The sequence below is a fragment of the Pseudomonas sp. AB39(2026) genome, from assembly GCF_059831485.1.
In genome coordinates this window covers 1470106-1495663 of sequence record NZ_CP195212.1, presented here as the reverse complement: position 1 = coordinate 1495663, position 25558 = coordinate 1470106, and the positions used below count along the sequence as shown (strand labels likewise).

26 protein-coding genes and 3 pseudogenes are annotated in these 25558 nt (G+C 58.6%); 25 read left to right on the top strand and 4 right to left on the bottom strand.

Annotated features, from left to right (window positions below; translation table 11 throughout):
* Window positions 1-12: 12 nt before the first annotated feature.
* From fliQ to ACSAMW_RS06445, 21 genes are all read left to right on the top strand, one after another.
* A complete protein-coding gene (fliQ, locus tag ACSAMW_RS06545) occupies window positions 13-282 on the top strand; it encodes a flagellar biosynthesis protein FliQ (protein WP_168083550.1) in 270 nt (89 codons plus the stop codon).
* 1 nt (window position 283) lies between these two features.
* Window positions 284-1060 carry a flagellar biosynthetic protein FliR gene (gene fliR, locus ACSAMW_RS06540; RefSeq protein WP_500593222.1) on the top strand — a complete coding sequence of 259 codons (777 nt, stop codon included), beginning with the start codon at window positions 284-286 and terminating at the stop codon, window positions 1058-1060.
* A 3-nt stretch (window positions 1061-1063) separates the two neighbouring features.
* Window positions 1064-2224, top strand: coding sequence for a flagellar biosynthesis protein FlhB (flhB, locus tag ACSAMW_RS06535; RefSeq protein ID WP_500593221.1), 1161 nt, complete (start codon window positions 1064-1066; stop codon window positions 2222-2224).
* A 195-nt stretch (window positions 2225-2419) separates the two neighbouring features.
* Window positions 2420-2740: a hypothetical protein gene (locus tag ACSAMW_RS06530; protein WP_500593220.1), complete on the top strand. Its 321-nt coding sequence runs from the start codon at window positions 2420-2422 to the stop codon at window positions 2738-2740.
* Window positions 2733-3026 carry a NadS family protein gene (nadS, locus tag ACSAMW_RS06525; RefSeq protein ID WP_500593219.1) on the top strand — a complete coding sequence of 98 codons (294 nt, stop codon included), beginning with the start codon at window positions 2733-2735 and terminating at the stop codon, window positions 3024-3026. The genes ACSAMW_RS06530 and nadS overlap by 8 nt, the downstream gene beginning before the upstream one ends.
* Before the next feature lie 171 nt (window positions 3027-3197).
* Window positions 3198-5315, top strand: a complete 2118-nt coding sequence (gene flhA, locus ACSAMW_RS06520) for a flagellar biosynthesis protein FlhA (protein ID WP_500593218.1) — start codon at window positions 3198-3200, stop codon at window positions 5313-5315.
* Window positions 5316-5326: 11 nt separating this feature from the next.
* Window positions 5327-6652: a flagellar biosynthesis GTPase FlhF gene (gene flhF / locus ACSAMW_RS06515; protein WP_500593217.1), complete on the top strand. Its 1326-nt coding sequence runs from the start codon at window positions 5327-5329 to the stop codon at window positions 6650-6652.
* 165 nt (window positions 6653-6817) lie between these two features.
* Window positions 6818-7651 (top strand): flagellar synthesis regulator FleN, encoded by an 834-nt coding sequence (fleN, locus tag ACSAMW_RS06510; protein ID WP_168083555.1) that lies wholly within the window; start codon window positions 6818-6820, stop codon window positions 7649-7651.
* Window positions 7648-8391, top strand: a complete 744-nt coding sequence (gene fliA / locus ACSAMW_RS06505) for an RNA polymerase sigma factor FliA (protein ID WP_500593216.1) — start codon at window positions 7648-7650, stop codon at window positions 8389-8391. The genes fleN and fliA overlap by 4 nt, the downstream gene beginning before the upstream one ends.
* A gap of 92 nt (window positions 8392-8483) precedes the next feature.
* Window positions 8484-8858, top strand: a complete 375-nt coding sequence (locus tag ACSAMW_RS06500) for a chemotaxis response regulator CheY (protein ID WP_178088909.1) — start codon at window positions 8484-8486, stop codon at window positions 8856-8858.
* An 18-nt stretch (window positions 8859-8876) separates the two neighbouring features.
* Window positions 8877-9665 carry a protein phosphatase CheZ gene (locus ACSAMW_RS06495; protein WP_500593215.1) on the top strand — a complete coding sequence of 263 codons (789 nt, stop codon included), beginning with the start codon at window positions 8877-8879 and terminating at the stop codon, window positions 9663-9665.
* A gap of 85 nt (window positions 9666-9750) precedes the next feature.
* Window positions 9751-11922 carry a chemotaxis protein CheA gene (locus ACSAMW_RS06490; RefSeq protein WP_500593214.1) on the top strand — a complete coding sequence of 724 codons (2172 nt, stop codon included), beginning with the start codon at window positions 9751-9753 and terminating at the stop codon, window positions 11920-11922.
* A 49-nt stretch (window positions 11923-11971) separates the two neighbouring features.
* A complete protein-coding gene (locus ACSAMW_RS06485) occupies window positions 11972-13078 on the top strand; it encodes a protein-glutamate methylesterase/protein-glutamine glutaminase (RefSeq protein ID WP_500593213.1) in 1107 nt (368 codons plus the stop codon).
* Complete coding sequence (locus ACSAMW_RS06480) at window positions 13078-13821, top strand: flagellar motor protein (RefSeq protein WP_168083562.1); 744 nt, start codon at window positions 13078-13080, stop codon at window positions 13819-13821. The genes ACSAMW_RS06485 and ACSAMW_RS06480 overlap by 1 nt, the downstream gene beginning before the upstream one ends.
* A complete protein-coding gene (gene motD, locus ACSAMW_RS06475; protein WP_500593212.1) occupies window positions 13821-14702 on the top strand; it encodes a flagellar motor protein MotD in 882 nt (293 codons plus the stop codon). Before ACSAMW_RS06480 ends, motD begins: the two co-directional genes overlap by 1 nt.
* A 22-nt stretch (window positions 14703-14724) precedes the next feature.
* On the top strand, window positions 14725-15513 hold the full coding sequence (locus ACSAMW_RS06470) for a ParA family protein (protein WP_500593211.1): 789 nt from the start codon (window positions 14725-14727) through the stop codon (window positions 15511-15513).
* A gap of 1 nt (window position 15514) precedes the next feature.
* Window positions 15515-16513 carry a CheW domain-containing protein gene (locus ACSAMW_RS06465; protein ID WP_500593210.1) on the top strand — a complete coding sequence of 333 codons (999 nt, stop codon included), beginning with the start codon at window positions 15515-15517 and terminating at the stop codon, window positions 16511-16513.
* A gap of 66 nt (window positions 16514-16579) precedes the next feature.
* Entirely contained in the window at window positions 16580-17059 is a 480-nt protein-coding gene (locus tag ACSAMW_RS06460; protein WP_168083566.1) for a chemotaxis protein CheW, read from the top strand.
* A 1-nt stretch (window position 17060) separates the two neighbouring features.
* Window positions 17061-17459 (top strand): DUF2802 domain-containing protein, encoded by a 399-nt coding sequence (locus ACSAMW_RS06455; RefSeq protein ID WP_168083567.1) that lies wholly within the window; start codon window positions 17061-17063, stop codon window positions 17457-17459.
* A 709-nt stretch (window positions 17460-18168) separates the two neighbouring features.
* Window positions 18169-18315 carry a hypothetical protein gene (locus ACSAMW_RS06450; RefSeq protein ID WP_500593209.1) on the top strand — a complete coding sequence of 49 codons (147 nt, stop codon included), beginning with the start codon at window positions 18169-18171 and terminating at the stop codon, window positions 18313-18315.
* 168 nt (window positions 18316-18483) lie between these two features.
* On the top strand, window positions 18484-18789 hold the full coding sequence (locus ACSAMW_RS06445; RefSeq protein WP_500593208.1) for an RHS repeat-associated core domain-containing protein: 306 nt from the start codon (window positions 18484-18486) through the stop codon (window positions 18787-18789).
* Window positions 18790-19564: 775 nt separating this feature from the next.
* Here the strand turns inward: ACSAMW_RS06445 and ACSAMW_RS06440 are convergent.
* Window positions 19565-19871: pseudogene (locus ACSAMW_RS06440) on the bottom strand (IS3 family transposase); the annotation flags it as partial.
* Window positions 19872-19878: 7 nt separating this feature from the next.
* Between ACSAMW_RS06440 and ACSAMW_RS06435 the strand changes: the two are divergent.
* A pseudogene (locus ACSAMW_RS06435) lies at window positions 19879-20340 on the top strand (IS3 family transposase); the annotation flags it as partial.
* A gap of 3 nt (window positions 20341-20343) precedes the next feature.
* Here ACSAMW_RS06435 and ACSAMW_RS06430 read toward each other — a convergent pair.
* The gene (locus ACSAMW_RS06430) at window positions 20344-21105 is read right to left on the bottom strand and encodes an RHS repeat-associated core domain-containing protein (RefSeq protein ID WP_500593207.1); all 762 of its coding nucleotides are present in this window, start codon (window positions 21103-21105) and stop codon (window positions 20344-20346) included.
* 163 nt (window positions 21106-21268) lie between these two features.
* Between ACSAMW_RS06430 and ACSAMW_RS06425 the strand changes: the two are divergent.
* Window positions 21269-22002 (top strand): annotated as a pseudogene (locus ACSAMW_RS06425) (IS5 family transposase).
* A 183-nt stretch (window positions 22003-22185) separates the two neighbouring features.
* Here ACSAMW_RS06425 and ACSAMW_RS06420 read toward each other — a convergent pair.
* Together ACSAMW_RS06420 and fliK are read right to left on the bottom strand one after the other, a co-directional pair.
* Entirely contained in the window at window positions 22186-22518 is a 333-nt protein-coding gene (locus ACSAMW_RS06420; protein WP_500593206.1) for an EscU/YscU/HrcU family type III secretion system export apparatus switch protein, read from the bottom strand.
* Window positions 22515-24095 (bottom strand): flagellar hook-length control protein FliK, encoded by a 1581-nt coding sequence (gene fliK, locus ACSAMW_RS06415; protein ID WP_500593205.1) that lies wholly within the window; start codon window positions 24093-24095, stop codon window positions 22515-22517. Before fliK ends, ACSAMW_RS06420 begins: the two co-directional genes overlap by 4 nt.
* Window positions 24096-24263: 168 nt before the next feature.
* Here fliK and ccmA point away from each other — a divergent pair, with 168 nt between their 5' ends.
* A complete protein-coding gene (gene ccmA / locus ACSAMW_RS06410) occupies window positions 24264-24893 on the top strand; it encodes a cytochrome c biogenesis heme-transporting ATPase CcmA (protein WP_500593204.1) in 630 nt (209 codons plus the stop codon).
* On the top strand, window positions 24890-25555 hold the full coding sequence (ccmB, locus tag ACSAMW_RS06405; protein WP_500593203.1) for a heme exporter protein CcmB: 666 nt from the start codon (window positions 24890-24892) through the stop codon (window positions 25553-25555). Before ccmA ends, ccmB begins: the two co-directional genes overlap by 4 nt.
* Window positions 25556-25558: the final 3 nt, after the last annotated feature.

The following is a 25558-nucleotide window of genomic DNA, read 5'->3' as shown; positions in this document are numbered from 1 at the left end:
CAGGAGCCGGCCATGACCCCGGAAGTTGCCACAGACCTGTTCCGCGAAGCCCTTTGGCTGACCACCATTATGGTGGCCATTCTGGTATTGCCCAGCCTGCTGGTGGGCCTGCTGGTGGCGATGTTCCAGGCCGCGACCCAGATCAACGAACAAACCCTAAGCTTCCTGCCTCGCATGTTGGTAATGCTGGTCACGCTGATCGTGCTGGGCCCGTGGATCGTGCAGAAGTTCATGGAGTACATCACAGGCTTGTATACCAGCATTCCTGGATTGATCGGCTAGCATGCTGGCACTTACCGACACCCAGATTGGCAGTTGGGTCGCCTCGTTCATACTGCCCCTGTTTCGGGTGATGGCGCTGCTGATGACCATGCCGCTGTTTGGGGGCAACACGGTGTCGTCACGGGTTCGGCTGTATTTCGCACTGGCAATTACAGTAGTGATCGTGCCGGGGCTGCCTGCCATGCCTGAAGTCCATGCCTTGGACCTGAGCGCCTTGCTGCTGGTGGCCGAGCAGATCATTGTCGGCTCGCTGATGGGCCTGTCCATTCACTTCCTGTTCCAGGCCTTTGTGATTGCAGGGCAGATTGTTGCCATCCAGATGGGTATGGCTTTTGCCTCGATGGTAGACCCTACCAACGGCGTGAACGTGGCGGTGGTCAGCCAGTTCTTCAATATGCTGGTCACCCTGCTGTTTCTCACCATGAACGGGCACCTAGTGGTGTTCGAAGTACTCACGGACAGCTTCACCACCTTGCCGGTAGGCCATGCACTGTCCACGGCCCAGTTCTGGGACCTGGTGACACGGGTAGGCTGGGTACTGGGTGCCTCGCTAATGCTGGTGCTGCCTGCGGTCACGGCGCTGCTGGTGGTCAACGTCGCCTTGGGCATCATGACCCGCGCAGCCCCACAGCTGAATATCTTTTCCGTAGGCATGCCCATGACCCTGGTGCTGGGCATGATCATCCTGTGGATCAACATGGCGGACATTCTCAACCAGTACCAGCCGCTGGCCATGGAAAGCCTGCGTTGGCTGCGTGCGCTGACTGAAGTGAGGTGAGCGATGGCTGAGAGTGAAAGCGGCGCGGACAAGACAGAAGACCCCACAGACAAACGAAAGAAAGACTCCAGGGAAAAAGGTGAGATCACCCGGTCCAAGGAGCTCAACACCTTTGTAGTGATGCTCGCAGGGGTTGGCGGCATTCTAGCGTTCGGCGGCGCCTTGGCCGAAGCGCTGATGGCCATCATGAAGTACAGTTTTACCCTGCGCCGTGAAGTGCTGACCGACACTAACCAGATGGCGCTGTTTCTGTTCAGCGCCGGCAAAATGGCCTTGCAGGCCGTCCAGCCTATTCTCACCGTGCTGCTGCTGGCGGCGATCATTGGCCCTATCTGCCTGGGCGGCTGGTTGTTCGCCGCAGGTTCGATGGCACCCAAGTTCAGCCGCATGAACCCGGCCAGTGGCCTCAAGCGCATGTTCTCCAAGAATGCGTTGACCGAGTTGCTGAAGGCACTAGGTAAATTCGGCATCACCATGGCCGTAGCCGTATGGGTACTCAAGCGGGACCAGGCCGACCTGCTGGCCATTGCCCACGAGCCTCTGGAAACGGCCATTGCCCACTCCCTTCAGGTGGTGGGGTGGAGCGCCTTGTACATGGCCTTGGGGCTGTTGCTCATTGCAGCCATCGACGTGCCCTTGCAGCTGTATCAAGGCAAGGAAAAGCTCAAGATGACCAAGCAGGAAGTGCGCGACGAGCACAAGGATGCCGAAGGGCGGCCTGAAGTGAAAGGGCGTATCCGGCAGATGCAACGGGAAATGTCCCAGCGGCGGATGATGACCAACATCCCCCAGGCGGATGTGATCATCACTAACCCCACCCACTTTGCAGTGGCCTTGAAGTACGACGCCGATAGCGGCGGCGCGCCTATGCTGCTGGCCAAGGGTGTGGACATGCTGGCCCTGAAAATTCGCGAGATCGGCGTGGCCCACCAGGTGCAGGTACTTGAATCCCCAGCACTGGCGCGCTCCATCTACTATTCCACGGAAATTGACCAGCAGATCCCGTCAGGCCTGTACCTGGCCGTGGCCCAGGTGCTGGCGTACGTGTACCAGATCCGCCAATACCGCCCCGGTAACGGCCCCCGCCCTGAAGCGCCAAAAAACGTACCCATCCCGACCGACCTGCAGCGCGATGAGACCGGCGAGGCACCGCCGGAAGACTAAGGTCCCAGCGGATAAGCCATACGCTGCCTAGTGTAGGACTGGGCGTAGCCGAAGGCGGAGACCGGGAACCCTAGGCGTCGGCGCAGGGCCAAGGTGTGGCTACTGTTTGAACGTCAGGCATTGAACACAACAAGCCTTGACTATGATTACTTGGGTGCCTTAGCTTGTACGCCAATGGCGTAGCAGGGTTGCCGTATGATTTTCATTGAAACACCCATTTTTACGCATGATGTGAATGAACTGTTAAGTGAGGATGAGTATCTCCAATTCCAGCAGCATCTAGCCAGCTATCCGAACGCTGGCGATGTGATACCCGGCACAGGTGGGTTGCGAAAGATACGCTGGAAGGTTTCCGGGCAAGGTAAGCGAGGTGGCGTGAGGGTGATTTATCTTAGCGTCGCTGCCGCATTCCAGATTCGCCTAATCTTGATTTATCGTAAGGGGATCAAGGACGACCTCACCGAAGATGAGAAACGACAACTCCGCCAATTGAATCAGGGCTGGGAACATGGATAAGCAGTTGTTCGAGCGTTTGAAAGAAAGCATGGTCCAGATGGACGAAATCAACCGAGGAGAGCGTTCGCCTTCCCGAGAGTTTTACCTTGACCCTTTGCAGGTCAAGGCCATAAGGAAAAGCACGGGGCTGTCTCAGGCGGCGTTCGCCAAAACCATTGATGTTGCCGTAGGCACCCTGCGGAATTGGGAGCAAGGCCGCCGCAACCCGGAAGGCCCAGCAAGGGCGCTTCTACGTGCGATACAAAATGATCCTGCCCATGTACTAGCGGCATTGCAGCCAGATTGAGCGCATTGCTGGCCTTGCAGTACTTTTGACGAATTAATGCCCCTAGCAGACGAACTGTTTCTTCCCCCACTGAACGCTACTCGGCAGGCAGTGCCATAACTGGAGAGCTTTTTGCACTGGCCCCTGGAAAGCGCGTAAGCGTCAAAAGTTTGTGGGGAATCAAAGATGGCGATGGACAGGACTCAATTGATCAGCGGCGCGCGCAGCCTGAGCCAGGGCAACCTGGGGGTGCCGCTGGCATTGCTCACCATGCTGGCCATGATGACCCTGCCAGTGCCCACGTTTTTGCTGGACGTGTTCTTCACGTTCAACATCGCGCTATCGATCGTGGTGCTGCTGGTGTGCGTGTATGCCATGCGACCACTGGACTTCGCAGCCTTCCCCACCATTCTGCTGGTGGCCACGCTATTGAGGCTGGCGCTGAACGTGGCCTCTACTCGCGTGGTGCTGCTCCATGGCCATGAGGGCCACCAGGCGGCGGGGAAGGTGATCCAGGCGTTCGGTGAAGTGGTGATCGGCGGCAACTACGTAGTAGGTGCGGTGGTGTTTGCCATCTTGATGATCATCAACTTCGTGGTAGTCACCAAGGGTGCTGGCCGTATTTCCGAAGTGAGCGCGCGGTTTACCCTGGATGCCATGCCGGGTAAACAGATGGCCATTGACGCGGACCTCAACGCCGGTCTGATCGACCAGGCAGCGGCCAAACATCGCCGGGCTGAAGTGGCCCAGGAAGCAGAGTTCTATGGCTCCATGGACGGCGCCAGCAAGTTCGTGCGCGGGGATGCCGTGGCGGGCCTGCTCATTCTGTTCATCAACCTCATCGGTGGCATGGCCATCGGTATTCTCCAACACGGCCTGACCTTCGCGGACGCTGGCAGCACCTATGCGCTGTTGACCATTGGTGACGGCCTGGTGGCTCAGCTGCCGTCGCTGTTGCTGTCCACAGCAGCCGCCATCATGGTCACCCGCGCCTCCGGTTCCGAGGACATGGGCCGGCAGATCAGCCGGCAAATGTTCAATTCGCCCAAGGCCCTTGGGGTGTCCGCCTTGCTGATGGCGGTGATGGGCATGGTGCCGGGCATGCCCCATATCGCTTTCCTGTCGCTGGCGGCAGCGGCTGGCGGCGGCGCCTACCTGTTATGGAAAAAGCAGAACGAGATCAAGGTGGCGGCGGCGGCCGAAGTCCAGCGCCAGCAGGAACTGCTGCCGTCCCCACAGCGCTCCCAGGAAACCAAGGAACTGGGCTGGGACGATGTTACGCCTATCGACATGATTGGCCTGGAAGTGGGCTACCGCTTGATTCCGCTGGTAGACCGCAACCAAGGCGGGCAGCTACTGGCCCGTATCAAAGGCGTACGCAAGAAGCTGTCCCAGGACCTAGGCTTCCTGATGCCCACCGTTCATATCCGCGACAACCTGGACTTGGCCCCCAGCGCCTATCGGCTAACGTTGATGGGCGTGATTCTGGCCGAGGCGGAAATCTATCCGGACCGTGAATTGGCCATCAACCCAGGCCAAGTATTTGGCTCGTTGAACGGTATCCAGGCCCGTGACCCAGCCTTCGGCCTGGAAGCGGTGTGGATAGAGATCAGTGCGCGCAGCCAGGCCCAGTCCCTGGGCTACACCGTGGTAGACGCCAGCACGGTGGTTGCCACTCACTTGAACCAGATCCTTCAAAAACATGCCCATGAGCTGATCGGCCATGAAGAGGTTCAGCAATTGCTGCAAGTGCTGGCCAAAGGTTCGCCGAAGCTGGCGGAAGAGCTGGTACCTGGGCTGATTACCCTGTCTGCTTTACTCAAAGTGTTGCAGGCGCTGTTGGCTGAGCAAGTGCCGGTGCGGGACATCCGCAGCATTGCCGAAGCTATCGCTAACAGTGGGGTAAGGAGTCAAGATACCGCCGCGCTTGTGAGTGCTGTGAGGGCTGGTTTGTCTCGCGCAATCGTGCAAAGCATTGTGGGGACTGAGTCTCAGCTGCCTGTGATCACCCTTGAGCCGAAGTTGGAACAGATATTGCTCAATAGTATTCAGAAGGCGGGAATGGGTCAGGAAGAAGGCGTTTTGCTGGAACCAAGCATGGCCGAGCGGCTGCAGCGCTCATTGATTGACGCCTCCCAGCGTCAGGAAATGCAGGGCCAGCCTGCCATCCTGCTGGTAGCCGGGCCCATCCGCACCATGCTTTCACGCTTTGGTCGGCTCGCAGTGCCTAACCTTTACGTGTTGGCGTACCAGGAAATACCGGACAACAAGCAAGTTACGATCGTGGCGACAGTAGGGCCCAACGGCTGAGGTAGCGGGATATGCAAGTGAAGCGTTTTTTCGCAGCGGACATGCGTCAAGCCATGAAACTGGTGCGTGACGAGCTGGGCGCTGATGCCGCGATCATCGGCAACCGCCGCATTGCCGGCGGGGTAGAACTGACCGCAGCCCTGGATTACAAGCTGTCGGCACTGGCCCCACGTGTGCCTAATGTGGCACTGGAAGATGAACTGCGAAAAACCCAGTCCCGCATTGTATCGGCCCAAGCCGAGCTGGACACCCGTAGCCACGGCGATGGCGTGGTCAACCGCCAGCTGGTGGCTGGCCTGCCTTTGACCGCTGCCGAGCCGCTGATCGAACCCACACTGACTGAAGCGCCTCGTGTACATGCGCCAGCGGTAGCGCCTGAGGCTGCGCCTGTAGACCAGCGCCTGTTTGATTCCATGCGCTCCGAGCTGTCCGGGCTGCGTGAATTGCTGGAGGTTCAGCTGGGTTCATTGGCGTGGACGCAGCTTCAAGGCAGCCGGCCCGACCAGGCCACCTTGTGGCGCAAATTGCAACGCATCGGTTTGTCCGGCCCGTTGGCCCGCGACCTGCTGGAACAGGTTGGCGACGTGGAAGACCCTCGTCAGGCCTGGCGCCTGGTGCTGGCCCACTTAGCTCGCATGATCGCCACGCCTGAAGTGGAGCCGCTCGAAGAGGGCGGGGTCATTGCCATGGTCGGCCCTGCCGGTATGGGCAAAACCACTACGCTAGCCAAGCTCGCTGCCCGATATGTGCTTAAATACGGCGCGCAAAACATTGCGTTGGTAAGCATGGACAGTTTTCGTATTGGCGCCCAGGAACAACTTAAAACCCTGGGCCGAATTCTCAATGTGCCGGTTACTCAGGTCGACCCTGGTCAGTCCTTGGCGCAAGCCTTGGAGCCGCTACTACGCAAGCGTGTCGTGCTGATTGATACCGCAGGGCTGCAAGCCAGTGACCCGGCCCTCAAGTTGCAGCTGGAAAGCTTGGCTGGGCGTGGGATTCGCGCACGCAATTACCTTGTGCTGGCTACTACCAGCCAGAAGCAGGTACTGACTGCGGCTTACCACAGTTACAAGCGGTGCGGCCTGGCAGGTTGTATCCTTACCAAGCTGGATGAAACGGCAAGCCTGGGTGAAGTGCTGAGCCTGGCCATTGGTCATCAACTGCCCGTGGCTTACCTGACCGATGGCCCGCGTATACCAGACGATGTGCACCTGCCCCGCAAGCACCAGTTGGTCAGCCGTGCGGTCAGCGTGCAGATGCAGGAGGAACCCAGCGAAGAGGCCATGGCCGATATGTTCGCTGACCTCTACCACAGCCCCAGCAAGCGCGCGGGCTGAGGTGAATGAATATGAATGAATGCATGCGCAAGTGGTTGCGCGCCAGCGAACCTCGGGGTTCGCTGTCCAGCTTGAAACCGACCTCCACCATGAGCAGCGTCAATCGGCCTGCAGGGCCAGCGTGCCATGGTGTAGCCAGTGTCTCAGTGACAAGGTAAAGAACGAATGGGCAGCATGCATCCCGTACAGGTGATCGCGGTGACCGGCGGCAAAGGTGGCGTCGGCAAGACAAACGTGTCAGTGAACCTTTCTCTGGCGTTGGCTGAGCTTGGCCGCCGGGTCATGCTTCTGGACGCCGACCTTGGCCTGGCCAACGTAGACGTTCTGTTGGGGCTTACACCCAAGCGTACGCTTGCCGACGTGATCGAAGGGCGCTGCGAATTGCGCGATGTTCTTCTTCAGGGGCCAGGGGGCATTCGGATAGTGCCGGCAGCGTCGGGTACCCAGACCATGGTTCACCTGACTCCTGCCCAACACGCGGGCCTTATCCAGGCCTTTAGCGAAATTGGCGACAACCTGGATGTGCTGGTGATCGATACGGCCGCAGGCATCGGCGATTCCGTGGTGAGCTTTGTGCGCGCGGCCCAGGAAGTGCTGTTGGTGGTCTGCGACGAGCCCACGTCCATCACCGATGCGTATGCCCTGATCAAGTTGCTTAATCGTGATTACGGTATGAACCGCTTCCGGGTATTGGCCAATATGGCCCAGAGCCCCCAGGAAGGGCGCAACCTGTTTGCCAAGCTCACCAAGGTCACTGACCGTTTCCTTGATGTGGCACTCCAATACGTAGGTGCGGTGCCGTATGACGAAACCGTGCGCAAGGCCGTCCAGAAACAGCGGGCTGTGTATGAAGCATTCCCGCGCTCGAAATGTGCCTTGGCCTTCAAGGCCATCGCTCAGAAAGTCGACACCTGGCCGCTGCCCGCTAACCCGCGGGGGCACCTGGAGTTCTTTGTCGAACGTTTGGTACAGCAAACCAGTGCGGGGCCTGTCTCATGAGCGCCAGTGGATACCGGATGTACAACAATGCTTCTCGGCAATCGCAGCAGCATGAACTGATCGAGCGGTACGCCCCGCTGGTGAAGCGAATCGCCTACCACTTGCTGGCACGTTTGCCAGCCAGTGTTCAGGTAGAAGACCTGATCCAGGCAGGCATGATCGGCTTGCTTGAAGTGGCCAACAAATACGATGCCAGCAAAGGGGCGAGTTTCGAGACCTATGCCGGTATTCGTATTCGCGGCGCCATGCTGGACGAGGTACGAAAAGGTGACTGGGCGCCTCGCTCGGTGCATCGCAATACCCGTACCGTGACCGACGCTATTCGAAAAATTGAAGCAAGAACGGGCCGCGAGGCTAAAGATCACGAGGTTGCTGCCGAACTCAACATCAAGCTCGAGGATTATTACTCGATGCTTAACGATACGCTGGGTAGCCGCCTGTTCAGTTTCGACGACCTGTTGCAGGACGGCGAACACGAAGGTTTGCATGAAGACGGCGCCGGCGGCAGTGGCGAACCGGCCCGTGGCCTGGAGGATGAACGCTTCCAGGGCGCGCTGGCCGATGCCATCGCCAACCTTCCGGAGCGGGAGCGGCTGGTATTGTCGCTTTATTACGACGAGGAGCTGAACCTCAAGGAAATCGGTGAAGTGCTGGGGGTCAGCGAGTCACGTGTAAGCCAGTTGCACAGCCAGTGCGCAGCACGTTTGCGCAGCCGTCTGGGTGAATGGCGAGCACGTTGAAGCAGTCCTGAAGGTATAGGTATTAACGAATTGAACCGCGCGGCCCGGAGAGGCCGCGTTCGAGACTGCTGGAGGTCTACTTGGACAAGAACATGAAAATCCTGATCGTTGACGATTTCTCGACGATGAGGCGGATCATCAAGAACCTGTTGCGCGACCTGGGGTTTACTAACACATCCGAAGCCGACGATGGCAACACGGCGCTGCCCATGCTGCAAAGCGGAGCGTTCGACTTTCTGGTAACGGATTGGAACATGCCTGGCATGACCGGCATCGAGCTGTTGCGCACTGTACGGGCCGATGACCGCCTCAAGCACTTACCTGTGTTGATGGTGACGGCCGAGGCCAAGCGTGAGCAGATCATCGAGGCAGCCCAGGCCGGGGTAAACGGTTACGTGGTCAAGCCTTTCACTGCACAAGTGCTGAAAGAAAAGATCGATAAAATCTTCGAGCGCGTCAACAGCTGAGGCCGCACAGGGGGCGTCATGGAGTCCAGTAATACGTCTTTGGGGGACTTCGAGTCCACCCTGAAAAGCCATGCACGTCAGTTGGTGGAGAGCCTCGAAAAAGGTCACTTCGGCGACGCGGTGCAATTGATTTCCGAACTCAACCAAGCCCGTGATCGCGGGCTGTACATGGAAGTGGGCAAGCTCACCCGTGAGCTGCACAGCGCCATTGTCAATTTCCAGATCGACCCTCGATCGCCCAAGGCCGAGGAGGTGTCCCAAATTACGGATGCCACCGAGCGGCTGGACTACGTGGTGCGGCTCACGGAAAACGCCGCCAACCGCACCATGGACTTGGTAGAGCAAAGCACACCCGTGGTGCATAGCTTCGCCGAAGATGCCCATGCACTGCGTGAGGACTGGCAGCGCTTCATGCGCCGTGAAGTGGATGCTGACGCGTTCCGAGACCTGGTAAAGCGCGTAGACGCTTTCCTGGTACGCAGTGAGAACGATGCAGCGGCCCTGTCTTCGCACCTGAATGACATCTTGCTGGCACAGGACTATCAGGACCTTACCGGCCAGGTGATCAAGCGCGTGACCACCCTGGTAACGGACGTGGAAGCGAACCTGCTCAAGCTGGTACTCATGGCCAGCCAGGTGGAGCGTGTTGCGGGTATCGAGCACGACCCTGCCAGCCTGGTTGCAGAAAAAAAATCCGAAAAAGATGCCTTCAAGGGTGAAGGTCCGCAGATTCATGCCGATAAGCGTGAAGACGTCGTATCCGGTCAGGACGATGTGGATGATCTTCTGTCCAGCCTGGGTTTCTGAACCCTGCTTGGCGGAACCATCGAACAGGCGCTGAACTGCGCTATCCGGGCCGGATGCCACTTACAGAATTGAGGGAGCAACCCGTATGAGCTTCGGCGCCGATGAAGAGATCCTCCAGGACTTCCTGGTAGAGGCCGGCGAGATCCTGGAGCAGTTGTCCGAACAGTTGGTGGAGCTGGAAAGCCGCCCCGACGACGCGAACCTGCTCAATGCGATTTTTCGTGGTTTTCACACTGTCAAGGGCGGCGCCGGCTTCCTCCAGCTCAATGAGCTGGTCGAGTGCTGCCACATCGCCGAAAACGTGTTCGACATCCTTCGCAAGGGTGAGCGCCGCGTTGATTCCGAACTGATGGACGTTGTGCTGGAGGCCCTCGATACGGTCAACAGCATGTTCGGCCAAGTGCGTGAGCGCTCTGCGCTTACCCCGGCAACCCCGGAGTTGCTGGCAGCCCTGGCACGTTTGGCAGAACCTGCCGGTGCCGCGCCAGCACCCGCTGCTCCACCCGCAGCCGCCCCTGTGGCAGCGCCAGTGGCCACGCCATTCGAAGCCTTGCTGGAAAGCTTGGACGAAGAGCCGGCAGGTGCTGCACAGAGCGATGAAATTACCGACGCCGAGTTCGAATCCCTGCTCGACCAGCTTCATGGCAAGGGGCAGCCGGCTGCTCACGTGACCGCGCCGCCCCCAGCTGCGCCGGTGGCGCCCGCCGCCGGAGATGAAATCACCGACGCCGAGTTCGAGTCCCTGCTGGACCAGCTTCATGGCAAAGGCAACTTCGTCGCCGACAACCTGCCAGGCGCCCAGACGGCACCGCCTGTGGTTGCCACTGCACCCGCAGCGGCCGGGGGCGGGGACCTGATCACCGACAACGAATTCGAAGCGCTGCTGGACCAACTCCATGGCAAGGGCAAGTTCAGTGCCGAGAACGGCGCTGAGGCTCCTGCTGGGGCGTCTGCAGTCGCGGCGCCTGCGCCTGTGCCACCCAAGGCCGAACCCGCCCGTGCGCCCGCAGCCGCTGTTGCGCCCGCAGCCGCGCCGGCACCTGCTGCACGGCCAGCCCCAAGTGGCGAGAAGCCTGTTGCCTCTGAAGCTGAGACCACGGTGCGAGTAGACACGGCGCGCCTGGACGAAATCATGAACATGGTGGGCGAGCTGGTGCTGGTGCGTAACCGCCTGGTTCGGCTCGGCCTTAACAGCGGGGACGAGGCCATGTCCAAGGCCGTGTCCAACCTGGACGTGGTCACGGCAGACCTGCAAACCGCTGTCATGAAAACCCGCATGCAGCCTATCAAGAAAGTGTTCGGGCGCTTCCCGCGCTTGGTACGCGACTTGGCGCGTCAGCTCAAGAAAGAAATCAACCTGGAGCTGGTAGGCGAAGAAACCGACCTGGACAAGAACCTGGTTGAGGCCCTGGCCGACCCACTGGTCCACTTGGTGCGCAACGCGGTCGACCATGGCGTGGAAATGCCAGGCGAGCGTGAGGAGTCCGGCAAGCCGCGCTCAGGCAAGGTGGTGCTGTCGGCCGAGCAGGAAGGCGATCACATCCTGTTGTCCATTTCCGATGACGGCAAGGGCATGGACCCGGCCGTACTGCGTGCCAAAGCGGTTGAGAAGGGGTTGATGGACAAGGATGCGGCCGAGCGCCTTTCCGAGACCGACTGCTACAACCTGATTTTCGCCCCAGGGTTCTCCACCAAGACCGAGATCTCCGACGTCTCTGGCCGTGGTGTGGGCATGGACGTGGTGAAAACCAAGATCTCTCAGCTCAACGGCTCGATCAACATTTACTCAGCCAAAGGCCAGGGCTCGAAGATCGTCATCAAGGTGCCGCTCACCTTGGCAATCATGCCGACCCTGATGGTAATGCTAGGCAACCAGGCCTTTGCCTTCCCGCTGGTGAGCGTGAACGAGATCTTCCACCTCGACCTGTCACGCACCAACGTGGTGGACGGCCAGGAAGTGGTGATCGTGCGCGACAAGGCATTGCCCTTGTTCTACCTCAAGCGTTGGCTGGTACCTGGCGCCGAGGACAGCGAACAGCGCGAGGGCCATGTGGTGATCCTCTCGGTAGGCACGCAACGCATCGGCTTTGTGGTCGACCAGTTGGTGGGCCAGGAAGAAGTGGTCATCAAGCCGCTGGGCAAAATGCTTCAGGGCACACCTGGCATGTCCGGGGCTACCATTACCGGTGACGGTCGCATCGCGCTGATCCTGGACGTTCCGAGCATGCTCAAGCGCTACGCCGCACGGCGTATCTGATACCGCTGCCGCCGGGCCGCAAGGCCCGGTGGTCTGTCACGGAGTAACTATGGCACTCACAGTCCTGGTAGTGGACGACTCGGGGTTTTTCCGCCGCCGCCTTACCGAAATCCTGTCCCAAGATGCCAATATCAAGGTGGTAGGCACCGCCAGCAACGGGCGTGAAGCCATCGACCAAGCCGTTGCGCTCAAGCCTGATGTGATCACCATGGACTATGAAATGCCCATGATGGATGGCATCACGGCCGTTCGCCACATCATGCAGCGGTGCCCAACACCGGTGTTGATGTTCTCCTCGCTTACTCATGAGGGTGCCCGGGTCACTCTGGATGCCTTGGATGCGGGCGCGGTCGATTTCCTGCCCAAGAATTTCGAAGACATTTCCAAGAACCCGGACAAGGTCCGGCAACTGCTCGTGGAAAAGGTCAGCTCCATCGCCCGCAGCAACCGGCGCCTGGGCGCCAGTACCTACGCCGCTCCGGCACCGGCGGCACGCGAGCCAGCTCCGAGCCGGGCGCCTGTTCGCCCAGCGCCTGCTGCACCGACGCCCGCACGCCAGGCGGCACCTGCCAACAGCGGCCCGCCCAAGCGCAAGGCCTACAAACTGCTGGCCATTGGCACCTCCACCGGAGGGCCAGTCGCCCTGCAAAAAGTCCTCACTCAACTGCCCGCCAGTTTTCCAGCACCTATTGTATTGATTCAGCATATGCCCGCTGCCTTCACCAAGGCCTTCGCGGAACGTCTGGACAAGCTGTGCCGTATCCGCGTGAAGGAAGCTGAGGACGGGGATCAGTTGCGCCCTGGCCTTGCATTGCTGGCACCAGGCGGCAAACAGATGATGGTGGACGCACGCGGAGTGGTGAAGATCTTGCCGGGCGACGAACGCCTTAACTACAAGCCTTGCGTGGACATTACCTTCGGCTCAGCTGCTAAATCGTTCGGCGACAAGGTGCTGGCGGTGATTTTGACTGGCATGGGCGCCGATGGTCGTGAGGGCGCGCGTCTGCTCAAGCAGAGCGGAAGCCAGGTGTGGGCACAGGATGAGGCCAGTTGTGTGATCTATGGCATGCCCATGGCCGTCGCCAAGGCGGGTTTGACCGATGCGGTGTACAGCTTGGATGACATGGGTCGCTACCTGTCGGAGGCGTGCCAGTAATGGATGTACTGAGCCTTATCGGCATTATTCTGGCGTTCGTGGCCATCGTAGGCGGTAACTTTCTGGAAGGGGGCCACCTGCCGTCCCTGTTGAACGGGCCCGCAGGCCTGATCGTGCTGGGTGGTACGTTGGCGGCGGCATTGCTGCAAACGCCCATTAGTGCATTCAAGCGCGCCTTGCAGATATTCCCATGGATTTTCTTTCCACCCCGTATCGACATCGCCGGGGGTGTAGACAAGGTTGTAGGCTGGAGCCTGGTTGCCCGCAAGGAGGGCCTGTTAGGGCTGGAAAGCGTGGCTGACGGTGAAGTGGACAGTTATGCCCGCAAAGGCCTGCAATTGCTGGTCGATGGGGCAGACCCGGAAGCGATCCGCAGCATTCTTGAACTGGATTTCTTCACCCAGGAAGGTCGCGATATCCAGGCCGCTAAGGTATTCGAGTGCATGGGCGGCTATGCGCCCACCATTGGCATCATCGGTGCAGTCATGGGGCTGATTCATGTGATGGGTAACCTGGCCGACCCTTCCCAGCTAGGCAGTGGCATTGCGGTTGCATTCGTTGCGACTATCTACGGTGTGGCGTCAGCCAACCTGGTGTTGCTGCCCGTTGCCAACAAACTCAAGGCGCAGGCGCAGCGCCAGGCCCGCTACAGAGAAATGCTCCTTGAAGGGCTTCTCTCGATTGCTGAAGGCGAAAACCCCCGTTCCATCGAACTCAAGCTGCAAGGCTTCATGGAGCAATGATGCGACGTCGTCGACCGCCAGAAGAACATGAAAACCACGAGCGCTGGCTGGTCTCCTACGCGGACTTCATTACGCTGCTGTTCGCGTTCTTCGTGGTCATGTACTCCATTTCTTCGGTCAACGAAGGCAAGTACAAGGTGCTCTCCGATGCCTTGGTCGGCGTGTTCAACGATCAGGATCGCAGCCTCAAACCCATCCCTATCGGCGATGAGCGCCCGCGTACCACGCAACCGGTCACACCCTTGAACACCGAAAGCGATGAGCCAGATGCCGCCGTCAGTGAGTCAGATGCGTTCAAGACCATTACGGACGATGTGCGCACGGCGTTTGGTGACCTGATCGCCACCAACCAGCTGACCGTACGTGGTAACGAACTGTGGATTGAGATCGAGCTAAAGTCCGGCTTGCTGTTTGGCAGCGGTGACGCCATTCCCAGCGATCGCGCCTTCGACATCGTCGAAAAAGTGGCGGGTATTCTCAAGCCCTTCGCCAACCCGGTTCACGTGGAAGGGTTCACAGATAACCAGCCCATTCGAACGGCGCAGTACCCCACCAATTGGGAACTGTCCTCGGCGCGCGCGTCCAGCATTGTGCGCATGCTGGCCATGGATGGCGTGGACCCCAGCCGACTCGCAGCGGTAGGCTACGGTGAATACCAGCCAGTGGCCAGCAACGATGATGCCGACGGGCGCTCGCGCAACCGCCGGGTTGTGCTGGTGATCTCTCGCAACCTGGAGGTACGCCGTAGCCTGACCGGCTCTGGCACCACTAACGCCAAGCCGGATGCAGCCCTCAAGCGGGCTGGCACACAAAGTGCACCGTCTGCAGCAATACAGCCTGTTCAGGGGCAAGTTGTCAAAACCCCGTCACCGGCGTTGTAAACCCGTTATTGGAACCGTGCACATGAGAGTCTGGGCAGTTGCCAACCAAAAAGGAGGGGTGGGTAAAACCACCACCACCGTCGCGCTTGCCGGCCTGTTGGCCGATGCAGGAAAGCGTGTCGTTGTGGTGGACCTGGACCCTCACGGTTCGTTGACCAGCTACTTCGGCAATGACCCAGATGCCCAGGACCAAAGCTGTTTCGACCTGTTTCTGCACAAGGGCAGCGTGCCCGATGGCTTGCCACGGCAACTGCTGCTGCCCACCAAAGATGAACGTATTTCGTTGTTGCCCTCCAGTACGGCACTGGCCACGCTGGAGCGCCAGTCTCCTGGTCAAAGCGGGCTGGGCCTGGTAGTCGCCAAGGCCTTGGCTCAGCTCTGGCAGGATTTCGACTATGCCTTGATCGATAGCCCCCCGTTGCTGGGCGTGCTGATGGTCAATGCCCTGGCCGCCAGCCAGCAGCTGGTGGTGCCTGTGCAAACCGAGCACCTGGCGGTCAATGGCCTGGAGCGCATGATCAATACGTTGGCGATGATCAACCGTTCTCGAAAGGTGCCGTTGCCCTACAGCATTGTGCCCACGTTGTTTGACCGCCGTACCCAGGCCTCCCTTGGCACCCTCAAACTGCTGCGTGACCGTTGGGAGAGCAGCGTGTGGGAAGGCTACATTCCGGTTGACACGCGCTTGCGCGACGCCAGCCGGGCCGGTACGGCACCCTCTCGGTTCGACCCTAAAAGCCGTGGGGTCGTGGCGTACCGTGCGCTGCTCAAGCATTTGCTGAGTCAGCAACTTCTGACGCAGGTGGCCTGACATGATCCGCCCCATCGACCTTGATGTTGCTCGTCGTCCCCGCCAGGCCTTGCAGGCCTACTTGGACGGCTTATTACAGGAAGCCACGGAAGACGAAGACGCTGCCCCAGCGCCTGCGCCCGTTGCAAGGCTAGTACAGCCCGAGCCGGCTGCACTGGACGAATTCCAGGCCGCGGTGCTGGAAGAGCAGCAACGGGATGCCCGTACTGGTCGGCCCGCGCCTGCACCACAGCAAGCCCCTGTACGACCGGCAGCCGAGGGTGTGACCCTTGCCAGGTTCGAGGAGCCCGCCGCGTGGCGAGGGCCGTTGTTAGTGCCTCAAGTGGCCCCCCAGGTGCTGAAGGAAGCACTGGCGCCTGTGGTCGAGCCAGAGTCGCTGCCAGCGCCTGCGCCCGCGATGCCTACCGTTGAACCGGTGAGTGAGCAGCCACCGGCAACCGGTGGCCCGGTCACCCCTGTAGGCGAGGGCCTGCCTGCGTGGGCGGGTGAATCGTTCGAGTGCCTGTTATTTGACGTGGCCGGCCTTACCCTGGCCGTACCCTTGGTATGCCTGGGTTCTATCTACAACCTGGCAGGGCAGGAACTGACACCGTTGTTCGGACAGCCCGAATGGTTCTTGGGCCTGTTGCCAGTGCCCGGCGGTAACCTGAAGGTACTGGACACGGCCCGTTGGGTGATGCCGGATCGCTACCGGGATGATTTCCAGCAAGGCCTGCAGTACGTGATCTCGGTCCAAGGCTATGAATGGGGCTTGGCGGTGCATTCGGTAAGCCGTTCGCTGCGTATGGACCCGTCTCAGATCAAGTGGCGCGCCCAGCGCGGGCAGCGCCCTTGGCTGGCGGGCACCGTGATTGAACATATGTGCGCCTTGGTAGACGTCGCCCAACTGGCGGAGATGATTGCCAGCGGTGCGGTGCAACGGCAAGACGCCGAAGCCCGGGCCAAAGCCGCAGCCGATGCAAAGGCCCGGGCGCAAGCCGCCCGTGGTGGTAAACGATAAATCCCAAGGCCTCGTTGGCCTTGGCAGTGAACACTAGACCGCAGTGGCGGGAGCGAGGGGTAGGGTATGAGTAAAGCGTCTGGCAAGGGTTCCGAAGATCCGATCCTGCAATGGGTCACCTTCCGCCTGGATAACGAAACCTATGGCATCAATGTGATGCAGGTTCAGGAAGTGCTGCGTTATACAGAAATCGCGCCGGTGCCGGGTGCGCCTGCGTATGTGCTGGGCATTATTAACCTGCGCGGCAACGTGGTCACGGTCATCGACACCCGTCAACGGTTCGGCCTGGCTTCCAGCGACGTCAGCGATAACACGCGTATCGTGATCATCGAAGCTGACAAGCAGGTGGTGGGTATTCTGGTGGACAGCGTGGCCGAAGTGGTCTACCTGCGCCAGTCCGAGGTGGAAACGGCGCCGAACGTGGGTAACGAAGAGTCTGCCAAGTTTATCCAGGGCGTCTGCAACAAGAACGGCGAGTTGCTCATTCTGGTTGAATTGGACAAGATGATGTCCGAAGAAGAATGGTCGGACCTGGAGAACCTCTGAGTTGATACTCGAAGCCGCCGTTATCGTGCTGGCCATCCTCTGGGTTGGCGCGGTAGCGATGTTTCTCTCGTACAGCCGCAACCAGCAACGCATTGCGGCCGAACAGGCCGCCGGCGACGCCCTGCGCGACCAACGCATTCGCGAACTTGCCAAACGCCTGGAGGATTACCAGAACGGCACAGTGCGTATGGGCGAGGCGCTGCACGAACTGCGCGCCGTGGTCGCGCCACTGCCGGACAAAATGCTGCAACTGGAACAACGGGACCCTGATAACCTGTCTTTTGAACAGGCCGCGAAACTGGTGCACATGGGGGCGACCATCGATGAACTTACCCAGGCTTGTGGTTTGACACAGGCCGAGGCGGAGTTGATGAGTAAGTTGCATGGGCAGCAGGCTTAGGCTATGTAAGAGATGGGTTGAGCCCATTTCAACTGGCACCGACGCTCACCATTAGTAGAGTTCACTTCTATCAAAAGGGGCGCTTCTCTAATGAGTGAACACTATGTACTTACAGACGAATCTTGGGCGCTGATCAAAAACCTTTTCTCTGCGCCACTGGATGGTCGGCGTCCTTAGACTAAGGATTGGCTGTTGCTCAATGGTATTCTTTGGGTGCCCTGTTCGGGAGCTCCCTGGCAGGACACGCTTGAGCGTTTTGGCCCCTACCGACGGTCTATCAACACTTTCGCGACTGGCGCAGCTCAGGCACGTTTGATCAGGTGCTCAAACGCCTGCATGTGCGGCTCAAGGAACAAAGTCTGATTGAAGTGCCGACGTAGGTTGGTTCCACGCGAGTACACGTCAGCCAGCCGCCAGCGGCGCCTGGAAAAAGGAACCTGAATTACAGTAGGATCACGCGCTTGTTAGTAACCGCAGCGGATGGACCACCAAGATTCACTCGCTCCGTGATTCTGACGCCATCCCGTTGCATTTCTGCTTTCAAGCGGTAACGCAAGTGACATTAACTTCCTACCGCCACTGCTCAACGGCGCTCATATGTAGACTCACTGCGGCTACCTTCGCATGCGCCTGGTGACCTAACTCAGAGCAATAAAGCGCAAGCTCCGCCTCCTTCCCGAACGGCCTCGGCTATGCAAGGAGCCAAAGTATGCTCAGTGAAGCATCATTGGGCGAATGTCTGGTGGCTAAAGAAAAATTGATGGATCGGTATACGCTACGACAAGCTGAGCAAACGCTCTCCAGCGATGGCTTGCTTGCCAGGGCGTTTTCGACAGTAGATTTTGAGCAAACCTAATAGTTTGGCAGCTTATATGTTTCTCAAAAATTATGTTAACTAGGTCAACCTATAGGGAGTTCCTGGCTCATAAAAGAATTCATTGATCGCTATAAGCTGGTTTCGCTAATTGGGGCGGGCGCGCTAAAGTCCTCTATCAAACGTTTGCAATCAGTAAAAAATTTTAAAATGATCTATACACCCTTTGGCTATAGCTCTTTGCTCCCCGAAAAAGTGATAGGCTTCATTGGGCAATTGAACGAGCCTGAGCATGGAAATTACCTGCCTGGATTTGGGTATAGGATGTACAGTTCATCACTCCAGCGATTTACAGTTTCAGATAGTTTCAGCCCTTTTTCTTTTGGCGGTCTGAACTCATATGCATACTGTAAAGCAGATCCAGTAGATAATCGAGATGATAATGGCCACTTTTCGATCAGGGTTTTAAATAGGTTCAAGTCTTTAGTTCCAAAAAAATATCAAGAATTGCCTTGAAAAGAGGTGTTTATAGTAAGATTCCAAGCGCTAGGCCTACCACACCTAACGGGATACCAATTTCCAAAGACATGCGAAAATATGCAGCGGCAATGGGAGAGCGGCCTGGTTACGTCAACGATTGGGCGCCGTCCTCTTTACTCAATGGGCCTTTGCCCGCAATACCTTCGAATCACCTGCCTTTTGGAAAACTAAGAAATCCCCGCGCTATGGAAAAAGCGGCCACTTCGAGACCGTCCCATATTTATCACACTCCAAACGGCAAGCCCATAAGCCGTAAACAAGCTGTACCCATGCTGAAGGTTGAGTTTCCTTCGCAGTCAAGATACAGACTACATCTTGACCAAAAATTAGACAGTATCCCGGAATAGAAAAGCCATCTCCCATCTCCCATCTCTCATCTCTCATCTCTCATCTCTCATCTCTCATCTCTCATCTTAAATTTTAAATTTTAAATTTTAAATTTTAAATTTTAAATTTTAAATTTTAAATTTTGCAATGCAAGGGAAAATATGTATAGTCGAATAGTAGCCAATCAGGCTATTGACCAATACCTGGGGATCTGGCGAAGCTTTTTCCCTTCAGTTACTGTGGTCAAGATTATGATGAAAAAATAGTACTTTCAATAAGGTTCGCATAAGGGAATAATCTTCCGTGCAGCTTGCCCATATATTACATCTTGGCCTTCGTCGATCTGCAGGTCCAGATGAATTCGGAGGAAGATGGTTCCCATGTGCACTATCTGTGATCTTGCCCGGCATCAGTGGACACGAATTTAAGCACTCATCCGAGCCTCGTAAGCGTTCGGGCTGATGTGCCCCAGCGTGCTGTGACGACGCTGGCGGTTGTAGTCGATTTCGATATATTCAAACACAGCTTCACGTATTTCAGCACGACTGCTGAATATCGTAGCAGTTGCCCTTGGTGCTTATGCGGCATCTGAGTGGGTGGGCGACGCTCAAGTGTTGGTAGGCGGCCGAGCAATACTGGCTGCCATAGTTGCTATGGACAATGACACCACAGGGGTGTTTGCTCCGCCATAGCGCCAGGCGCAAGGCATCGCAGACCAGATCCGCTGTCATTGCGCTCGCTCATGGCTCAGCCAATTACCTGGCGGTCGTCCTGGACTTGTATAGCCGCCGGGTGGTGGGCTGGGCAATGTCTGCCAAGCCGGATGCCGAACTGGTGATCAAGGCGCTCGACAGGGCTTATGAGACGCGCGGCAGGCCACAAGGCGTGCTATTTCACAGCGATCAATGTAGCCAATATGCCAGCCGTAGTTTCCGTCAGCGGCTGTGGCGCTATCGGATAACTCAAGGCATGAGTCGACGCGGGAACTGCTATGACAACGCGCCCACGGAGCGGCTGTTTCGGAGCTTGAAAACGGAATGGATACCGACGGTGGGTTACATGACGGCAGCGCTGGCCGAGCAAGATATCGGGCGCTATCTCATGCAGCGGTATAACTGGACAAGGCCGCATCAGCACAACGGCTTCGTGCCGCCGGCTGTTGCGGAAGAAAAACTCAATTCTGTGTCCGGGAATTGTTGACCACTACAAATTGAAGAGTTCAGTATAATCCGGAAGCTCGAGGTCTTGAGATTGCTCATAAGTGGGCAGTTTTTCAACTAAGTACCCCTTCCCTCGAGCGTGCAACTTTGCATAGGTCTTGTTTGCCTGATGTGTATAGACTTCCCGTCGATATAGAGCTTTGTCTAGATTCCAATAACCCTTAATGAGGGGGTCATATACTATCTTGTCAAGTGATCCCTCAACCTCTTTTTTGAGTTTCAATTTTTCTCCATATGATCTGATTGCTTGATCGATATTTGTGCGTTGCACCGGTATTTTCTTGACGATAAAATAGCTGTCAATCTGTTGGGCTTTATTTATTGCCTGGGTATACTTTTCCGCCAGCTTACTTGAGGATTTTCGTCCGAGTAGATTTTTCGCCCCTTTTAAAAAGCTAGAAATGGAAGATTGCCCATTGGGGTCTAATCTATTTAGTGGGTCTGCCACGCAGTAAGCATATGCGTTAATACCTCCCGAGCTGAAAGGGCTCAACTCATCAGGCTTCCCAAATTTTGAAAGCGTTGCGAAGTAGGGCCTGTATCCGTTCCCCAAAAGGTAATGCCCTTCTATTTCTTTCATTTGTCCTGTAAAACCTATTGCTTCTTCAGGCAGTTCAGAGCAGTAGCCGAATGCTGTATAGTTAAGCGGATTCAGATATGCCAGAAATGCCCGTCGAATAGGGGAGCCCAGGCGATCTGACTCGATAAGGGAGAATCTTCTTCCATCAGAAAAAATTTTTTTCATGGTCAAACCCCTCAGATAAATATAGGCCCATTTAACGCCTTATCTGCCAGTTCCATAAGTTAGCATTTTGCTAGGCTCTGTACGAAATTGATCGATACCATTTCAACTAGCACCTACGCACACAATCAGTAGAGTTCACGTCCATCAAGGGGGAGCTTCTCCGATGGCGAAACGCTACGAACTTGCAGACGAACCCTGGGCGTTGATCGAAGACCTTTTCGCTGCGCCGCGATACAGCCGGCGACCTCGGGCTGACGATCGCCTGATGCTCAACGGCATCCTCTGGGTGCTCTGTTCGGGCGCTGCCTGGCGGGATATGCCCGAGCGTTTTGGTCCTTGGTCGACGGTCTATCAACGTTTTCGTGATTGGCGAAATTCAGGCACTTTTGACCAGGTGCTCAAACGCCTGCATTTACGGCTCAACGAACAGGGGCTGATTGATGTGCAGACGTGGATGATTGACTCTACAGCAGTACGCGCCACCCGAGCCGCCAGCGGCGCCGGGAAAAAGGGGGGCCTGAAGAACCGCAGGATCATGCGCTCGGTCGTAGCCGAGGTGGATTGACCACCAAGATCCACATGCTCTGCGATGCCAACGGCATACCGTTGCGCTTTCTGCTCTCAGGTGGCAATGCCAGTGACATCAACTACGCACAGCCATTGCTTGATGGCGCTCATGTGCCAACTCAGCGCGGTCGCCCCCGCAAACGTTGCAAGTGGCTGCTTGCAGACAAAGGCTATGACTGCGAAGCGCTGCGCCAGTACTGCGACCGCTACCGCATGCAGCCAGTGATCCCACTCAGGACCATGAAGTGTAAGCCTCACCCTGGACTGCCTCGCCTGTTCGACAAGCCCAAATACGCTCAGCGCAACATCATTGAGCGGATGTTTGGTTAGCTGAAGGAAAATCGCCGGATCGGTACACGCTACGACAAGCTGGCCAAAAGCTTTTCAGCGATGGTTTCACTCGCTTGCTCGCTGAGGTGTTTGCGACAGTTAATTTCTTACAGAGCCTAATAACCGCCAAGCGTCAGGATAAACAAGGTCTCAAACCACTATGGTCTTGAAGGGCGAAATTATTCAACACCGATCACCAACCCCAGGTGTAACATCCCGCTCCCCCCGATCCACCGGCCGTATATCCACCCCCGCCGGCACCTTCCCCTGCAAATACCACGCAAACGAAATAATCTCAGCAATGGTCAGGTACAGCTCCCTCGGAATACTGTCGCCCAGTTCCAGCTGCCCCAGCATTTTCACCAGCTCAGCGTTCTCGTAGATGGGCACCTCGTGGGCCTTGGCGATGGCGATGATGGCGTCGGCCACATCGTCGTCGCCTTTGCCGGACAGGGTAGGGGCCTGGGTGCCGTCGTAGCTCAGGGCGATGGCCTGGCGGGGGTAGCGGTTGCTCATGCGTTTTCATCCACCCAGCGTTGTTCGAGGTGTGTGCGGTGGCCTTGAGGGGGGCGGCCGCTGTGGCAGTTGAGTTCGCCCACTTCCAGGCCGGCAGCGGTGAGGCGTTCGCGGAACCAGGGCAGTTCGCGCTGCACCATGGCCACCGTGGCGGGGGTTTCGGCCCACACTTGGCTGGATAAGTTGGCATTGAACAGCTGGGCCTGCACCTGCAGCGGCCCCAGGCCGGGCAGGTCGAAGGCCAGGTCCACGCGCCATAGTTTGCGCAGGGGCAAAGGGTTGCCTTCGGCGTCGCGCTCGCGCTCCTGGGCTTGATCGTTGGGCTCATCCTGAGCATTCACCCGCACCTGCAACGGCACGATGTCGTTGAGCACACGCAGGGGGATTTCCAGCTGCCAGCTGTGCTGCTGCGGCCCATGGGGCGAGGCCGCGCCTTGTTCCAGGCTGGCCAGCTGATGGCTTTGGATACGGGACAGGGCCGCAGACGCCAGCCTTAACAGGGCATGGAGGTCGTCCTCACCCTCGCTTTTTTGCAGGGCACGGCTGGCCAAGGGGAAACCAGAGCCTTGCTGGGCGCGAGGGCCTACCTGGCCCAGAATGCCCAAGGCATTGCGCAAAAAGCCGGGCGCTGCCTGAACGATGGTGGCCAGGGTCGCGGGGTTGAGGGGCGCCGCACCGGGTGCGGAGGGCACATGGGGCAGCACTTGGGCCACCAGCCGTAACAGGGCGCCTTTGAGGTCTGTCTCAGGCGCTTCAAGGGTGCCGCTTAGCAGGCCAGATTCCAGGAACAGCCCGCTGTTGCTGAACGCTTTGGCGACCTGGTCGGGGCCTTGCAAGTCCGTGATACTGGGCAGCGCGTTGAGCAGGGCAGCAGCGCTGGCGCTCACGGCCGGCGGTAGCGAACCTTGCCCTTGGGCAGACTGAATCATAGACAGCAGGCTTTGCAAGGACGCCTGGCGCGTGTTCTGGCTGGTCACTTGCTGGGCCAGCGCCAGTGCGTCTAGCTGGCCCCCCACCTGCACCAGGCTCAAGGCCTGGCTGCCTTGCACCTGCGCGCTCAACAAACTGCCCAGCCGCAGCGGTTGCGGGCTGTCGATGGTCAACGTCTGCCCCGCCAAGGCGCTGTTGAGCAACGTGACCATGGCGCGGAAGGTGGGCGGGCCGTCGCTTGTGGCCACGGGCAACGAGGTGACCACCTTGCCTTGCAGCAAAGTGCCCACGGGCAGCGCGTGGGTGTCCAGCTCGGTCAGGCCGGTCCGCGGTGCACCGGCCAGGCTGACGGACAACTGCTCAGACAACATGCGCGTAACCAGCAGCGGCGTGCCAATGGCCAGGGGTTGCAGCGCCCCCACCTGCACCGTGGTCTGGCGGCCGTTGCCCAGGGTGAGTTTGAGCAGCAGTTGAAAATCAGCCGGCAACTGCTTGATGGACAGTACCTCGGCCTTGGCGGTCTGCCCTGGCTCCAGCACACCCTCCAGGGATTGCAGCAGGGTGACCAGTTCTCCGGCACCGGTGGCAGGGCGGGCGGTCCCAGCCAGGCTGGCGGCAGCGGCGACGGCGCTGATTTCATTTGTCATCGTGTGGCAAACCTTTGAAAGTGCTGCGCCTTCAATGCCCAGCGGTACGCCTGCGTGTATACTCGCGCGCTGCTTTAGCCACGACCGCAGGGTCTTCGTTGCTTATTTCTATCGGCCCCCCAGGTGAGGACTTGAACCTGCCGTGGCGGCTTGCCTACAGGGTGTGATGTGACGGTTCATCTGGAAGGGCTGGCGTTGGCCTGCGAACGCGATGGGCGACTGCTGTTCGAGGGGCTGGACCTGAGCCTGCGCCCGGGTGACCTGGTGAAGATCACCGGCCCCAACGGGGCCGGCAAAACCTCGCTGCTGCGGTTGCTCAGCGGCCTGGCCGCCCCTTCAGCCGGCCAGGTACGGTTCAATGGCCAGCCGCTGCCCATGGCCTTGCGGGCGCTGGCTGCCCAGCTGTTGTGGTTGGGCCATGCCCCGGCTATCAAACCTAGCCTTACCGCCCACGAGAACCTGGCAGGGTGGGGTGCCTTGGGCAGGCCCTCGAACGCAGCGGCCATTGACCAGGCGCTGCAGGCCATGGGCCTGGGGGGCTATGAACACCAAATGTGCCAGCATCTGTCCGCTGGGCAACAGCGGCGGGTAGCATTGGCTCGGCTGTACCTGGACGCACCGCCGGTCTGGTTGCTGGACGAGCCCTTTACGTCACTGGATGCGGCAGCGGTGAGCCAATTGGAGCAGCGGCTGGCCGAGCATTGTGCGGCAGGCGGGGTGGTGGCGTTCACGTCTCACCACGAATTGGCGATTCGGCCGCCGGGCTATCGAACCGTGATGCTAGGAGGCGTTGCATGAGCTTCGTGCAACTGTTGCGCCGGGAAAGCAGGTTGCTGGCCCGCCGCCCTGCCGCTGTGGCCAACCCACTGGTGTTCTTTGCGGTGGTGGCCACGCTGTTTCCTTTGGCTGTTGGGGCAGAGCCGGCGTTGCTGCGCAAAATGGCCCCCGGGCTGGTGTGGGTGGCGGCGGTGCTGGCGGTGCTGCTGTCGTTGGACAGCCTGTTCCGTGAGGATTTCGAAGACGGTTCCCTGGAACAGTGGGCCCTAGGTAGCCACGGCATGGTCGTGCCCGTGCTGGCGAAGCTCACGGCGTACTGGCTGCTGACAGGCCTGGGACTGTGTGTGCTGGCCCCTGTGCTGGGGTTGATGCTGGGCTTGCCCGCTCGCACAGTGCCCACGCTGATGGCCACGCTGGCCCTGGGCACGCCGGTATTAACGCTCTTGGGGGCCATAGGCGCAGCCCTGACCGTGGGCGTGCGCCGTGGCGGGTTGCTGCTGGCCCTGCTGGTGCTGCCCCTTTATATTCCGGTGCTGATCCTGGGCAGCGGTGCCCTGCGGGCCGCCCTCGAAGACCTTCCAGTGGCAGGTTTTATGCTGTGGCTGGCAAGCCTGGCGGTACTGACGCTTACGCTCGGCCCATGGGCTGTAGTCGCTGGCCTGCGGATCAGCCTCAATGAATGAACA